This window comes from Streptomyces sp. NPDC085944, from assembly GCF_040686295.1.
GTDB classification, from domain to species: Bacteria; Actinomycetota; Actinomycetes; order Streptomycetales; family Streptomycetaceae; genus Streptomyces; species Streptomyces salinarius.
This window is the reverse complement of sequence record NZ_JBFBJX010000009.1, coordinates 100684-114555: the sequence shown is the minus strand read 5'-3', so window position 1 is coordinate 114555 and position 13872 is coordinate 100684. Positions and strand designations below refer to the sequence as shown.

Genomic DNA, 13872 nt, shown 5'->3' with positions numbered 1-13872 from the left:
AGTCCGGGCCGAGGGGCGGCCGGGCGGGAGAGGCGGCCAGGGGGATACCTTCCGGGCATGGGGATGGGGAGACTGATCGGGGCGGGCCGTACGGCCGACGTCTACGAGGCCGGTGCGGGGTGGGTGCTGCGGCGCGACCGGGAGGGCATCGGGGACGCGGTGGCCGAGGGCGCGTTGATGGAACACGTGCGGGTGCACGGTTACCCGGTGCCGCGGGTGCGGCCCGGCGGCCCCGACGCGCCGCGTACGGACCTGATCATGGAGCGGCTGTCCGGGCCGACGATGCTGCGGGCCTGCCTGGACGGGGCGTTGACGCCCCCGGACGCGGGCGGCACGCTCGCCCGGTTGCTGCGGCAGTTGCACGAGGTGCCCGCGTACCGCTCCACCGAGCCGGGTGCGCGCGTCCTCCACCTCGACCTGCACCCGGACAACGTGATCCACACCACCGACGGGCCCCGGGTGATCGACTGGTCCAACGCCGAGGAGGGCGCACCCGGGCTGGACTGGGGCACGTCCGCGGTGATCCTTGCCCAGGTGGCGGCCGGTGGCGGCCCGATGGGCGAGCCCGCCGGGGTCATGCTGGCCGCGCTGCTCGCCGACCCGTCCGCCCTCACTCCGGAGGGGCTCGCCGAGGCGCTGCGGCGACGCGCGGCCAACCCGACCATGAGCCGGGACGAGGTGGCCGTACTGCCCGCGGCCGAAGAGCTGATCCGCTCCCACCTGCGCTGAACGGCGGCCCTCAGGGGCGCGGCGTTCCCTCTCCGGGGCCGGTCGTGGCCGTTCCGGGTTCCGTCAGGGCGATCAGGCGGCAGACCGTTTCGATGTCGACGCGCACCTGGGCGAGGGAGGTGCGGCCGGCGAGCCAGGTGATCAGGGTGGAGAGCCAGGTGTGTTCGACGACGCGGACCGCCGACAACTGCTCCGGGGTCGGGTTGTCCAGGCCGCCCATCGCGTCCAGGATGATCGCAGTGGTCTGCCGGGAGACCTGGTCGACCTCCGGGGAGACGCTGCGGTCGGCGAAGGTCAGGGCGCGGGCCATCGCCTCGGCCAGCCGGGGTTCGCGCTGCAGGGCGCCGAAGGCGCGCATCAGGGTCTGGGCCACCCGGTCCGCCGCCGTCTCGCCGGTGGGCGGGCTCTTGCGCAGGGTGGCGTGCAGCCGCTCCAACTGGTCGTGCATCGTGGCGACGAGCAGGTGGACCTTGGAGGGGAAGTAGCGGTACAGGGTGCCGAGGGCGACCTGCGAGGTCTCCGCGACCTCGCGCATCTGGACCGCCTCGAAGCCGCCCCGGCAGGCCAGTTGCGCCGTCGCGTGCAGGATGCGGCCGCGGCGCTCCCGCTGCCGCTCGGTGAGGGGCGGGGCGGCGGCACGGTGGGCCGGGCCGTCCGGCAGCTCCGTCTCCGTCGCCGGGTCGTCCGCCTCGGTCACCTTCTCCCCCTCTCGCCCGCTTCCGGCGCGATCGGCCGTGATCCGCCCGTGGTCCGCCGTGATCCCGCCGTGGCGCGAATCACCTGATCCACTCGTCACAGCCCGGCTACCTGCCGGTAGATTCGGAGCCTCTGACGATCAAGTCTGTAACTTGTTCCAGATTAACCTCCCGACGTAGTGTCGCGGGACAGCGCAGTGAGAAGGGGGCCCAGAGTGACCGCCGAGGCCAGTCGGACGGGTCCCCGTCCGGAGTCCGCAGCCGACGGCTTGCCACCGCTGCGCATCGCACTCCTCACCTACAAGGGGAACCCGTTCTGCGGCGGCCAGGGCGTCTACGTCCGCCACCTCTCCCGCGAACTGGCCCGCCTCGGCCACCGTGTCGAGGTCATCGGCGCCCAGCCCTACCCCGTGCTCGACGTCCTCGACGGGCACGAGGACCGGCTGTCCCTCACCGAGCTGCCCAGCCTCGACCTCTACCGCCAGCCCGACCCCTTCCGCACGCCCAAGCGCGACGAGTACCGCGACTGGATCGACGCGCTCGAGGTCGGCACCATGTGGACCGGCGGTTTCCCGGAGCCCCTGACGTTCTCGCTGCGCGCCCGCAGGCATCTGCGGGCCCGCCGCGGCGACTTCGACGTCGTGCACGACAACCAGACGCTCGGGTACGGGCTGCTGGGGGACGTGGGCGCGCCGCTCGTCACCACCATCCACCATCCGATCACCGTCGACCGGCAGCTGGAACTGGACGCCGCCGACAGCCGGGGGCGCCGCTACTCGGTGCGCCGTTGGTACGCCTTCACCCGGATGCAGAAGCGCGTCGCGCGCCGCCTGCCCTCCGTGCTCACCGTCTCCGGCACCTCCCGCCAGGAGATCGTCGACCACCTCGGCGTCCGGGACGACCGCATCCACGTCGTCCACATCGGCGCCGACACCGACCTGTTCTCGCCCGACCCGTCGGTGCCCAGGGTGCCGGGCCGGATCGTGACCACGTCCAGCGCGGACGTGCCCCTCAAGGGCCTGGTCTTCCTCGTCGAGGCGCTCGCGAAGGCGCGCACCGAGCACCCCCGGGCCCACCTCGTCGTCGTCGGCAGACGGCCCGCCGAGGGGCCCGTCGCGCAGGCGATCGAGCGGTACGGCCTCGAAGGCGCCGTCGAGTTCGTCAAGGGCATCTCCGACGCCGAACTGGTCGACCTCGTACGGTCGGCGGAGGTCGCGTGCGTGCCCTCGCTGTACGAGGGGTTCTCGCTGCCCGCCGCCGAGGCCATGGCCACCGGCACCGCACTGCTCGCCACCACCGGCGGGGCCGTCCCGGAGGTCGCCGGACCCGACGGGGAGACCTGCCTCGCGGTGCCGCCCGGCGACGCGGACGCGCTGGCCGCCGGGCTGAACCGGCTCCTCGGCGAACGCGAACTGCGGACCCGGCTCGGCGCGGCCGGACGCGAACGGGTACTGAAGCACTTCACCTGGGCCCGCGCCGCCGAGGGCACCGTCGCCCGCTACCGCGCGGCCATCGGCCAGCGTCCCGCCGCCACGGCCACCCAGGAGACCGTGCCCGCGACCCCGACCCCCCGTGACACCGGCGTCTACCCCGAAAGCAGGGCCACGTGCTGACCGTCGACTTCTCCCGGTTCCCGCTCGCCCCGGGCGACCGCGTCCTGGACCTCGGCTGCGGCGCCGGCCGGCACGCGTTCGAGTGCTACCGGCGCGGGGCCCAGGTCGTCGCGCTGGACCAGAACGCCGAGGAAATCCGCGAGGTCGCCAAGTGGTTCGCGGCGATGAAGGAGGCCGGCGAGGCCCCGGCCGGCGCCACCGCCACCGCGATGGAGGGCGACGCGCTGGCCCTGCCCTTCCCCGACGAGTCCTTCGACGTCGTCATCATCTCCGAGGTGATGGAGCACATCCACGACGACAAGGGGGTCCTCGCCGAGATGGTCCGCGTCCTCAGGCCCGGCGGCCGCATCGCCGTCACCGTGCCGCGCTACGGCCCCGAGAAGGTCTGCTGGACCCTCTCCGACGCCTACCACGAGGTCGAGGGCGGCCACATCCGCATCTACAAGGCCGACCAGCTCCTCACCCGCATCCGCGAGGCCGGTCTCAAGCCGTACGGCACCCACCACGCACACGCCCTGCACTCGCCGTACTGGTGGCTGAAGTGCGCCTTCGGCGTCGACAACGACAAGGCGCTGCCGGTGCGGGCGTACCACAAGCTGCTGGTGTGGGACATCATGAAGAAGCCGCTGGCGACCCGGGTCGCCGAGCAGGCGCTGAACCCGCTGATCGGCAAGAGCTTCGTCGCCTACGCCACCAAGCCGCACCTGCCGCCGGTGGACGCCGCGTGACCTCGCCCCGCACCCCCGGCACACCTCGCACCCCGCGCACCGAACACCTCGTCCTGCCCGGCGTCCTCACCGCCGACGAGGCCGCCGCGACCGTCCGCGGCATCCTCGCCGTACAGCGCGAGGACGGGGCGATCCCGTGGTTCCGGGGACACCACCTCGACCCGTGGGACCACATCGAGGCGGCGATGGCCCTGGACACGGCCGACGAGCACGAGGCCGCCGAGCGGGCGTACACGTGGCTGGCCCGGCACCAGAACCCGGACGGCTCCTGGTACGCCGCCTACGCCGACGGGGACTTCACCGACGTCACCGACCGCGGCCGCGAGACGAACTTCGTCGCCTACGTCGCGGTCGGCGTCTGGCACCACTACCTCGCCACCGGCGACGACACCTTCCTCGACCGGATGTGGCCCGTCGTCCACGCGGCCGTCGAGTTCGTGCTGCGCCTCCAGCAGCCCGGCGGACAGATCGGCTGGCGCCAGGGCGACGACGGAACGGACACCAAGGACGCGCTGCTGACCGGCAGTTCCTCCGTCCACCACGCCCTGCGCTGTGCCCTCGCCATCGCCGAGCAGCGCGAAGAGCCGCAGCCCGACTGGGAGTTGGCGGCGGGTGCGCTGCGGCACGCCATCCGCCGGCACCCGGAGCGGTTCCTGGACAAGGGCCGCTACTCGATGGACTGGTACTACCCGGTCCTCGGCGGCGCGCTGACCGGCACCGAGGCCAGGTCCCGCCTCAAGGAGAGCTGGGACCGCTTCGTCGTCCCGGGCCTCGGCGTGCGCTGCGTCGTCCCCAACCCGTGGGTGACCGGCGGCGAGTCGGCCGAACTCGCGCTCGCCCTGTGGGCGGTGGGCGAGTCCGACCACGCCCTGGAGATCCTCCAGTCCATCCAGCACCTGCGGGATGCGGACAGCGGCCTGTACTGGACGGGGTACGTCTTCGAGGACGAGGCGATCTGGCCCCGCGAACTGACCACCTGGACCGCCGGGTCGCTGCTCCTCGCCGTCGCCGCGCTCGGCGGCCACGAAGCCACCTGCCAGGTCTTCGCGGGCGACCGGCTGCCCAGAGGGCTGGACCCGGACTGCTGCGTCTGAGCGGCCCGCCGGGAAGCGGTCGGTGACGGCGCGGCCGGCCGGTGCGTCCCCGTCGGCGACGGCGCGGTCAGTGGCGGCCGAGGCGGTTGGCGACGGCGTGGCCGACGAAGAGGTAGACGACCGCGGCCAGTCCGTAGCCGGCGACGACCCGGGCCCATGCCTCGTCGAACGTGAAGAGGTCGCGCGACCAGCCGGCCAGCCAGTCGGCCGCGTCATGGACGAACCGCACCAGGTCGTTGGCCCGGTTGGCGTCCAACAGGTACATCAATATCCACAGGCCGAGGATGAGGGCCATGATGTCGGCGACGATCGCGACGGCCCTGCCCGCGGAGTTCGAACCGTGGTATCCAGACATGCCTTGCGTATGGCCGCGCAGGGCGGGAGGAAACCTACGCCGACGGCCCCCCGCCGGAACAGGGTCCGGACGGAGGGCCGTTGAGGCTTCGGAGGGGCGGACGCGGTCAGCCGCGCTGGATGCCCGAGGTGTCCTGGAGGACGCCGCGGCGGCCGTCCTGGGTCTGGGCGACCAGGTGGGCGCCGCGCTGCTCGACGGCCAGGTACCAGGTGCCCGGGGCCAGCTCGGCGATCGGGGTCGGCGAGCCGTCCTCCGCGAACAGCGGACGCGGCACCGGCACGGCGAACCAGAACGGGGAGAAGTCCCCGGCCGGCTGCGCCTGTGCCTGCTGCGGGGCCTGCGCCTGCTGCGGGGCCTGCGGCTGACCGGGCTGCGGCTGCCCCGGCTGTGGCTGGCCGCCGAAGGACGGACCCGGCTGCCCCGGCTGGCCGCCGTACGGCTGCTGCTGGGCGCCCGGGTAGCCGTAGCCGCCCTGGGGCTGGCCGCCGTAGGGCTGCGGCGCGGCCGGACGGGCGGCCGGGATCAGGGTGCCTTTGAGGGCGGGGAGCAGCGGGGTGGCCACGGCCGCGGCGGCCATGACCAGCGTGGCGACGAGGGCGAGGATCAGGCCCGTGCCGGCGCCGACGTTGTCCAGGCCCCCGTCGTTGTCGAAGGCCCCCGCCGGGTCGAAGATGTTGCCGAGCGCGCACCAGGCGGCGAACACCGTGAACGCGATGCCGAACTGGCCGAGGTCGAGACCGGCCACCTTCTTGGGCTGCGGCACGGCGTGGCTCAGGACGACGAGCACGGCGCCGATGACGCCCGCGAGGACGACACCGAGCACGACCGGGCCACTGCCCCACAGCGTGGGGATGTCGGCACTGTCCGACACACCTTCGATCGAGTAGATGTCGAGGAACGACGCGATCAACAGCAACACCGCTGCTCCGATCACCACGCCGTCGCCTCGAGTGAGGGAGCGGATATTCACTTCAGGTCCTTCGTAGGTCGTCTCGTCGTCGGTAGAGGCGTCGCTGTCACGATGGCGCCGAAAGGTTCCGGTGTGAAGCGCGGGGGTGGCCCCTCATCGTACGGACGACACTATCGTCCGGAGCTCGGGGCTGTCCGCAGGGATCGGGACACCGGTCCTCACCCGCGCAGGAAACTCACGATTCCCTCAGACATCCCCTCTGCCGCCTTCTGCCGCCAGCTGCCGCTGGTCAGCAGCGCCGCGTCCGTGCGGTCGCGCATGTTGCCGCACTCGATGAACACCTTGGGAACCGTTGACAGATTGAGACCGCCCAGGTCGGTGCGCGTGACCAGGCCGGTGCCGTCGCCGAGGTAGTTGGACGGTGCGGAGCCCGTGACGCGCACGAAGGCGCCCGCGACGTTCTTGCCCAGTTCGGCGGAGGACGCCACGATGGCGCGGGTGTCGGCGGCGCCCTCGTGCACGGAGCCCGGCATGATCACGTGGAAGCCGCGGTTGCCCGCCCCCGACCCGTCGGCGTGGATCGAGATCGCCGCGTCCGCCTTCGCCTCGTTGCCGATCCGGGCCCGCTCGTCCACGCAGGGACCGTACGAACGGTCGCCGTCCTGCGTCAGCTTCACGGTCGCGCCCTGTTTCTCCAGCAGGTCGCGCAGCCGGTGGGCCACGTCGAGGGTGAACTCGGCCTCCGGCCAGCCCGCGTTGGTGGCCGTGCCCGTCGTGTCGCACTCCTTCCAGTGCGTGCCGACGTTCACCTTGCGGTTGATCTCGGACGCGTGCTGGAAGTTGGCGGGGTTGTGGCCGGGGTCGATGACGACGACCTTGCCCTTGAGAGGGCCTGAAGCGGCGGGCCGGGAGGCGGACGGCTTCTTGGACGTGGGGGCGGGGGAGGAGCCCGCGGGCTTGTTGCCGTCGGCCTCGCCCGGGGGCGCGGAAGCACCGGCGGACGGCGTCGCCGACGTCCGTACGGCGCCCGCGCGGTCGGCGCCGCCCCCGTCGCCGTCGTCCGGGCCGCCGACCGCCGCGTAGACCCCCCACCCGAGCAGCGCCCCGGGCACGAGCGCGGCGACCGCCACGGTCAGGGGGCGGCGCAACGGGGAGCGGCGGGGCTGGGGAGGTTCGAAGTCCGGGCCTGTGTACGACACGTCAGCGACTCTAACCGCGCCCTCAGATCCCCGGACCCGTTCGCCGCAGGACGCGCAGCGAGTCGGTCGCCGAGACCTCGGTGAACGCGCCGGACGCCAGCGCCCTGAGGCAGACGCGGTACGGGGCCTGGCCGGTGAACTCGTCGGCCGGGTCGGGGAAGACGTCGTGGATGACCAGCAGGCCGCCGTCGGCCACGTACGGGGCCCAGCCCTCGTAGTCGGCGGTCGCGTGCTCGTCGGTGTGGCCGCCGTCGACGAAGACGAGACCCAGCGGGGAGTTCCAGACCGCGGCGACCTGCGGCGAGCGGCCGACCAGGGCGACCACGTGCTCCTCCAGGCCCGCCCGGTGCAGGGTGCGGCGGAAGGCGGGCAGGGTGTCCATGACGCCCAGCTCGGGGTCGACCGTCTCCGGGTCGTGGTAGTCCCAGCCCGGCTGCTGCTCCTCGCTGCCCCGGTGGTGGTCGACGGTGAGCGCGGTGACCCCGGCCCGGCGGGCCGCGTCCGCGAGCAGCAGGGTGGAACGCCCGCAGTACGTGCCGACCTCCAGCAGCGGCAGCCCCAGCCCGCCCGCTTCCACGGCGGCGGCATACAGCGCGCGGCCCTCGTGCGCGGGCATGAACCCCTTCGCGGCCTCGAAAGCGGCCAGGACGTCGGGGGAGGGGGAGGAGGTGGGGGCCGCGGTCATGGGGGCCTTTCGGTGCGTCGTGCGTCGTGCGTCGTGCGTCGTGCGTCGTGCGTCGTGCGTCGAACGTCGATCGTCGGGTGTCGAACGTCGATCGTCGGGTGTCGCACGTCGTGCGTGGTGCCCGGTGCGGGGATGTGCCGGTGCCCATGCTGCCGTACCCCCGGCCGCTTGCCGCGACAGGGGGTACGGGGGTGGGCGCGGGTCAGGCCGGGACCGTCTCGCCCGGCAGGGAGAGGTCCAGGTCGACCGGGCGGTCGCCGCCGTGGGTCGCCGCGTGGGCGAGCGGGGCGTGGCCCGCGGCACGGGCGGCCAGGACGTACGCGCCCCGGGCGGGCACGGCGACGGCGTAGCTGCCGTCCCCCGCGGAGAGGGTCGAGCCCGCCTGGCGACCGTGCCGGTCGATCAGGGTCACCTTGGCACGGGCGACGGGAACGCCGTCGGCGGCCAGTACCCGGCCGCGGAAGCCGTGCGCGGGCTCCTCCCCGGCGCCGGCGAGGGCCTGCTCGGCGCGGGCCAGGTTGGCGTCCTCCTCGCTGCTCGCGCGCAGCTGGGAGACCCTCGCGGAACTGCGACGCGGGAGGAAGAAGGCCAGCACCAGGCCGACGGCGACGGCGGCGGCCGCGATCAGGAAGGAGACGCGGAAGCCGTGCATCGTCGGGACGGCGACGCCGCCCGCGTCGGTCGACGTGTTGGCGAGCACCATGCCGATGACGGCGCTCGACACCGACGTACCGATGGACCGCATCAGCGTGTTGAGACCGTTGGCCGCGCCCGTCTCCGAGGCCGGGACCGCGCCGATGATCAGCGCGGGCAGGGAGGAGTAGGCGAGGCCGATGCCCGCGCCGATCAGCACCGAGGTGACGACGGTCTGCCAGGCGGCGTTCATCAGGCCGAGGCCGCCGGCGTAACCGATCCCGATGATCACCAGGCCGATGATCAGGGTGGTGCGCGGGCCGTAGCGGGCGGACAGACGGGCGTAGACCGGCGCCGTGAACATCATCGTCAGGCCCAGCGGGGCCACGCACAGGCCCGCGACGACCATCGACTGACCGAGGCCGTAACCGGTCTCGGAGGGCAGCTGGAGGAGCTGCGGCAGGACGAGGGAGATGACGAAGAAGGAGACGCCGACCATGATCGAGGCGAGGTTGGTGAGCAGGACCTCGCGGCGGGCCGTGGTGCGCAGGTCGACCAGCGGGGCCGCGACGCGCAGCTCCATCAGGCCCCACAGGAGCAGCACCACCACGGCGGCGGCGAACAGGCCGAGCGTCGTGGGGGACGACCAGCCCCAGTCGCTGCCCTTGCTGATCGGCAGCAGGAAGAGGATCAGACCGGCGGACAGGCCCAGCGCGCCCGGCAGGTCGAAGGACCCCTTGGCGCGCAGCGGCGACTCGGGTACGACCAGCAGGGTCAGGGCGATGGAGAGGGCACCGAGGCCGGCGGCGCCGAAGTACAGGGCGTGCCAGTCGGTGTGCTGCGCGACCAGGGCCGCGGCGGGCAGTGCCAGACCGCCGCCGACGCCGATCGAGGAGCTCATCAGCGCCATCGCCGAGCCGAGCCGCTCACGGGGCAGCATGTCGCGCATCAGGCCGATGCCCAGGGGTATCGCGCCCATCGCGAAGCCCTGCAGCGTACGGCCGACGATCATCGGGATCAGCGCGTCGGTGAGTGCGCTGAGCAGCGCGCCGACGACCATCACCGACAGGCTGGCGATCAGCATGCGGCGCTTGCCGAACAGGTCGCCGAGTCGGCCCATGATCGGCGTGGCCACGGCTCCGGACAGGAGCGTGGAGGTCAGGACCCAGGTGGCGTTGCTGGGTGAGGTGTCCAGGAGTCGGGGCAGGTCCTTGATGACCGGGACAAGCAGGGTCTGCATCACCGCGACGACGATGCCCGCGAACGCGAGCACCGGGACGGTGGCCCCGCTCGCTCGCCGCACGGGCTCGTCGGTCGTCGTGTGGGACATGGGGTGGGGCCTCCGGGCCGGGAATCGGTGAACGCGTGATCGCGGGTACGTGCAGGCTGAACCTCGTGCGCCCGGGCAACTATTCCGTTGCTTCGAGTCCCTAACTAATTCTTGACCTTCTCTTGGGAACACCCCTGCACGCGGTTCACCGGCCGGTCGCCCCGTGCCTCGGATCCCCGTCGCCTACGACTCAGGTCCTAGGGCGGCCCGGGACGGGCGCGGGACCAAAAACCGATGCAAGGGGCAGACCCGGGTTGAGACCATGACACCCATGCTCGAAGCCACCGGCCCCACCGCCACCCCGACCCGCCGCGTATCCGCCCGCCGCACGCCTCCGACCTGGCTGGTCGTGGCGCTCGCCTGCGCCGGACAGTTCCTGGTCGTGCTCGACGTGTCCGTCGTCAACGTCGCCCTGCCCTCGATGCGCACCGACCTCGGACTCGGCGCCCAGGGCCTCCAGTGGGTGGTCAACGCCTACGCCATCGCCTTCGCCGGGTTCATGCTGCTCGGCGGCCGGGCCGGCGACCTGTACGGGCGCAAGCGGATGTTCCTGGTCGGGCTCGGGCTGTTCACCCTGGCCTCGCTGGGCGGCGGGTTCGCCCAGGAGAGCTGGCAGCTGCTGGCCGCGCGGGCGGTGCAGGGCCTCGGCGCGGCCGTACTCGCCCCCTCGACGCTGACGCTGCTGACCGCCGCGGTGCCGGAGGGCGCGGCCCGGGCCCGCGCCATCGCGACCTGGACCGCCGTGGGCGCGGGCGGCGGGGCCGCGGGCGGTCTGGTCGGCGGCGTCCTGGTGGACGGGCTGTCCTGGCGCTGGGTGCTGCTGATCAACGTGCCGGTGGGCGCGGTCGTGCTGGCCGGCGCCGTGCGCTGGCTTACCGAGAGCCGGGGCGGCGAGCGCCGCCGCCTCGACCTGCCGGGCGCCCTGCTGGTGACCACCGGACTCGCCACGCTGGCCTACGGCATTTCGCAGACCGAGTCCGAGGGGTGGACGGCGGGCGCCGCGCTGCTGCCGCTGCTCGCCGGCCTCGTCCTGCTCGGGCTCTTCCTCCTGGTCGAGGCGCGGACGGCGGCCCCGCTGATCCCGCTCGCACTGCTGCGGCTGCGGTCGGTGGCGTCGGCGAACGTGGCGATGCTGGTGTCGGGCTCGTCGATGTTCTCGATGTGGTTCTTCATGACCCTGTACACGCAGAACGTCCTGGGCTACTCCCCGCTGGAGGCCGGCCTCGCCCTGGTGCCCAGCTCCTTCGCGGTGATCCTCGGTTCGAAGGCGGCCCCGCGGTTCCTGCCGGTGCTCGGAGCCCGGAACGTGGCCGTGCTCGGCGCGCTCGTCGCCGCGGTCGGCTTCGGCTGGCAGTCGACGATGACCGCGGACGGCGGCTATCTGACCGCGATCATGATTCCCGGCGTGCTGATGATGCTGGGCGCGGGCCTGACGGCCACCCCGCTGGCCTCGCTGGCCATCTCCGGTGCGGCTCCCGGGGACGCCGGACTGGTCTCCGGGCTGATCAACACCTCGCGGACGATGGGCGGTTCGCTGGGCCTCGCGGTGATGTCGACGATCGCGGCGGCCCGCTCCGGCGGCGAGCACGCGGACCCGGCGGCCCTGACGGACGGCTACGCCCTGGTCTTCCGCACGGCGGCGGCGGTCCTGGTCGGGGCGGCCGTACTGATGTGGGCATGGCTGCCGAAGACACACGCGAAGGACTGAACGAGCCCAGAAGGAAGCGCCCCGAAGGGGCGCGGGGCCGTGTCCGTGTGCGGCTCCGCCGCGGGGCGCGAGCAACCCCCACCGGCCCGCGGCCGACGAACCACCGCAAACCACCCTCCCTCGCTCAAACCCACCCCCGCTGCCGAGCCGCGCGCAGCGCCTCCGCCCGGTTGCGGGTACCGGTCTTGCCGATCGCGGCGGACAGATAGTTGCGGACCGTGGACTCGGACAGATGCAGCGCCGCGGCGATGTCCGCGACCGTCGCACCGTCCGCCGAGGCCCGCAGCACGTCGCACTCCCGGCCGGTGAGCGGACTGGGACCCGCGCTGAGCGCGGCCGCGGCCAGCGCCGGATCGACGACCGTCTCACCGGCCAGCACCCGGCGGATCGCACCGGCCAGCTCCTCCACCGGGCCGTCCTTCACCAGGAAACCGGCGGCACCCGCGTCCATGGCCCGTCTCAGGTACCCGGGGCGGCCGAACGTGGTCAGGATCAGTACCCGGCAGCCGGGCACCCGCTCCCGCAGCTCGGCGGCGGCGTCCAGGCCGCTCAGGCCCGGCAGTTCGATGTCGAGCAGGGCGATGTCGGGGCGGTGCGCGAGCGCGGCGGCGACGATCTCGTCCCCGGCCGCCACCTGGGCGACCACCTCGATGTCCGCCTCCATCCCGAGCAGCAGCGCGAGCGCGCCGCGCATCATGCCCTGGTCCTCGGCGAGGAGGACACGGACGGGGCGGACAGGGGGAGTCTCGTCGGTCACGGGGCAAGGTTAGGACGCACCGGCCGTGCGGACGCACGAAGGCCCGGACGGCGGCCGCACCGAGGGTTCGCCCGACTGCCGTGCCGACGGTCCCGACTGCCGTGCCGACGGTCCCGACTGCCGTGCCGACGGTCCCGCCTGCCGTGCCGACGGTCCCGGCGCCGTACCGAGGGTCCCGGGGCCGCCGCCCGCCCGGCAGCTACGCCATTGCGCCCACCGGCCGTTCCTCCTCCCGCACCGGAAGCTCCGCCGTCACCGAGAAGCCGCCCCGCGGCTCCACCCCCGCCGTGAGCGAACCACCCGCCGTGGCCAGGCGTTCCGTGAGGCCGGTCAGGCCCGTGCCCGGACCCTGCGTCTGTCCCGCCACGCCCGTGCCGTCGTCCGTGACCGTCAGCCGCACCCGGTCCGCACCGCCCGAGACCGCGATCTCGCAGCGGCTCGCGCCGCTGTGCCGTACGACGTTGGTGACCGCCTCCCGCACCACCCACCCCAGCAGTGCCTCAGTCTGCGGCGGCAGCGGCGGGCCGGAGCGGCGGACCACCGCCTCCACGTCCGCCGCGTCCAGTGCCGAACGGGCCCGGTCCAGCTCGGTGCCGAGGCTGCCCTCCCGGTAGCCGGTGACCGCCTCGCGGACCTCGGTCAGCGCCTGGCGGCCGACCGACTCGATGTCCGTGATCTGGGTCAGCGCCGCGTCCAGGTCCCGGGGCGCCAGCCGGCGGGCGGCCTCCGACTTGACCACGATCACCGACAGCGTGTGCCCCAGCAGGTCGTGCAGGTCGCGCGAGAACCGCAGCCGCTCCTCCGCCACCGCGCGGGTGGCCAGTTCCTCCCGGGCGGCGCGCAGTTGCCGTACGGCGTCGGACAGGCTCAGGATCGCGGCCGTCACCATCGTCGAGAGGAAGGTCCCATAGGCGATGCTCAGGCCGGTCCAGCCGTCCTTGACGCCGGCCACGACGCCTGCCACCACCGCCAGCGACCAGCCCCACCGGCCCAGCCACCGGCCGCGCAGCGCCGCCCCCGCGGCGAGGCCCAGCAGCGGGAAGAACAGCAGCCAGCTGCCGCCGTACGCCAGCGCCAGCGCGCAGGTCACCACCGCCATCGCGGCCAGTGCCAGCCGCGTGTTCAGCGACTCCCGCAGGGTCTTGTGGAAGGAGCGGAAGGCGACGTGGATGTAGAGCGAGTTGAAGACGATCAGCCCCGCGCCGCCGATCCACGGGTTGGCGCTGTCCCCCTGGAAGATGTTCGCGAGGCTGCCGAGGCCCATCAGCAGCCACGGCAGCAGGGTGAACCCGGTCGGCGGCGGGCCGACGCGCTCCGGCCGTTCGCCGCCCTGGGCCGGTTCGGATTCGGGCTCGGGCTGCCGTGCCAGCTGCCACGCGTCCAGGCGGTGCGACATCCTGCGCAGCCGCCCTCGGGTCCCGGTCATGGCTGTCGGC

13 protein-coding genes are annotated in these 13872 nt (G+C 73.5%); 5 read left to right on the top strand and 8 right to left on the bottom strand.

Annotated features, from left to right (window positions below; all coding sequences use genetic code 11):
- Positions 1 to 57: 57 nt before the first annotated feature.
- Positions 58 to 729 (top strand): phosphotransferase, encoded by a 672-nt coding sequence (locus tag AB0P07_RS19545; RefSeq protein ID WP_365552182.1) that lies wholly within the window; start codon positions 58 to 60, stop codon positions 727 to 729.
- Between the two features lie 10 nt (positions 730 to 739).
- On the opposite strand, the gene AB0P07_RS19540 is transcribed toward AB0P07_RS19545, so the two are convergent.
- Positions 740 to 1390, bottom strand: coding sequence for a TetR family transcriptional regulator (locus AB0P07_RS19540; protein ID WP_365552475.1), 651 nt, complete (start codon positions 1388 to 1390; stop codon positions 740 to 742).
- Between the two features lie 249 nt (positions 1391 to 1639).
- Here AB0P07_RS19540 and AB0P07_RS19535 point away from each other — a divergent pair, with 249 nt between their 5' ends.
- The 3 genes from AB0P07_RS19535 to AB0P07_RS19525 are packed head-to-tail and all read left to right on the top strand — an operon-like array spanning position 1640 to position 4859.
- A complete protein-coding gene (locus tag AB0P07_RS19535) occupies positions 1640 to 3037 on the top strand; it encodes a glycosyltransferase family 4 protein (protein WP_365552180.1) in 1398 nt (465 codons plus the stop codon).
- Positions 3031 to 3765 (top strand): class I SAM-dependent methyltransferase, encoded by a 735-nt coding sequence (locus tag AB0P07_RS19530; RefSeq protein WP_164410068.1) that lies wholly within the window; start codon positions 3031 to 3033, stop codon positions 3763 to 3765. The genes AB0P07_RS19535 and AB0P07_RS19530 overlap by 7 nt, the downstream gene beginning before the upstream one ends.
- Positions 3762 to 4859, top strand: coding sequence for a prenyltransferase (locus tag AB0P07_RS19525; protein WP_365552178.1), 1098 nt, complete (start codon positions 3762 to 3764; stop codon positions 4857 to 4859). Before AB0P07_RS19530 ends, AB0P07_RS19525 begins: the two co-directional genes overlap by 4 nt.
- A gap of 67 nt (positions 4860 to 4926) precedes the next feature.
- Here the strand turns inward: AB0P07_RS19525 and AB0P07_RS19520 are convergent, their stop codons facing one another.
- From AB0P07_RS19520 to AB0P07_RS19500, 5 genes are all read right to left on the bottom strand, one after another.
- Entirely contained in the window at positions 4927 to 5214 is a 288-nt protein-coding gene (locus AB0P07_RS19520; protein WP_365552176.1) for a hypothetical protein, read from the bottom strand.
- 106 nt (positions 5215 to 5320) lie between these two features.
- Positions 5321 to 6184, bottom strand: coding sequence for a hypothetical protein (locus AB0P07_RS19515; RefSeq protein ID WP_365552175.1), 864 nt, complete (start codon positions 6182 to 6184; stop codon positions 5321 to 5323).
- 158 nt (positions 6185 to 6342) lie between these two features.
- The gene (locus AB0P07_RS19510; RefSeq protein WP_365552173.1) at positions 6343 to 7323 is read right to left on the bottom strand and encodes an N-acetylmuramoyl-L-alanine amidase; all 981 of its coding nucleotides are present in this window, start codon (positions 7321 to 7323) and stop codon (positions 6343 to 6345) included.
- A 22-nt stretch (positions 7324 to 7345) separates the two neighbouring features.
- The gene (locus AB0P07_RS19505; RefSeq protein WP_365552171.1) at positions 7346 to 8008 is read right to left on the bottom strand and encodes a class I SAM-dependent methyltransferase; all 663 of its coding nucleotides are present in this window, start codon (positions 8006 to 8008) and stop codon (positions 7346 to 7348) included.
- Between the two features lie 202 nt (positions 8009 to 8210).
- The gene (locus tag AB0P07_RS19500) at positions 8211 to 9971 is read right to left on the bottom strand and encodes an MFS transporter (RefSeq protein WP_365552169.1); all 1761 of its coding nucleotides are present in this window, start codon (positions 9969 to 9971) and stop codon (positions 8211 to 8213) included.
- Positions 9972 to 10242: 271 nt separating this feature from the next.
- Here AB0P07_RS19500 and AB0P07_RS19495 point away from each other — a divergent pair, with 271 nt between their 5' ends.
- Positions 10243 to 11679, top strand: coding sequence for an MFS transporter (locus AB0P07_RS19495; RefSeq protein WP_365552168.1), 1437 nt, complete (start codon positions 10243 to 10245; stop codon positions 11677 to 11679).
- 124 nt (positions 11680 to 11803) lie between these two features.
- Here AB0P07_RS19495 and AB0P07_RS19490 read toward each other — a convergent pair whose 3' ends face one another.
- Positions 11804 to 12436 carry a response regulator transcription factor gene (locus AB0P07_RS19490; RefSeq protein ID WP_365552167.1) on the bottom strand — a complete coding sequence of 211 codons (633 nt, stop codon included), beginning with the start codon at positions 12434 to 12436 and terminating at the stop codon, positions 11804 to 11806.
- A gap of 199 nt (positions 12437 to 12635) precedes the next feature.
- Positions 12636 to 13862 (bottom strand): sensor histidine kinase, encoded by a 1227-nt coding sequence (locus AB0P07_RS19485; protein ID WP_365552165.1) that lies wholly within the window; start codon positions 13860 to 13862, stop codon positions 12636 to 12638.
- Positions 13863 to 13872 lie beyond the last annotated feature (10 nt).

Excerpts from the sequence above, each read along its gene's own strand:
- AB0P07_RS19545 (WP_365552182.1), top strand. The coding sequence starts at position 58 with ATGGGGATGGGGAGACTGATCGGGGCGGGCCGTACGGCCGACGTCTAC.
- AB0P07_RS19520 (WP_365552176.1), bottom strand. The coding sequence starts at position 5,214 with ATGTCTGGATACCACGGTTCGAACTCCGCGGGCAGGGCCGTCGCGATC.
- AB0P07_RS19505 (WP_365552171.1), bottom strand. The coding sequence starts at position 8,008 with ATGACCGCGGCCCCCACCTCCTCCCCCTCCCCCGACGTCCTGGCCGCT.
- AB0P07_RS19500 (WP_365552169.1), bottom strand. The coding sequence starts at position 9,971 with ATGTCCCACACGACGACCGACGAGCCCGTGCGGCGAGCGAGCGGGGCC.
- AB0P07_RS19495 (WP_365552168.1), top strand. The coding sequence starts at position 10,243 with ATGCTCGAAGCCACCGGCCCCACCGCCACCCCGACCCGCCGCGTATCC.
- AB0P07_RS19485 (WP_365552165.1), bottom strand. The coding sequence starts at position 13,862 with ATGACCGGGACCCGAGGGCGGCTGCGCAGGATGTCGCACCGCCTGGAC.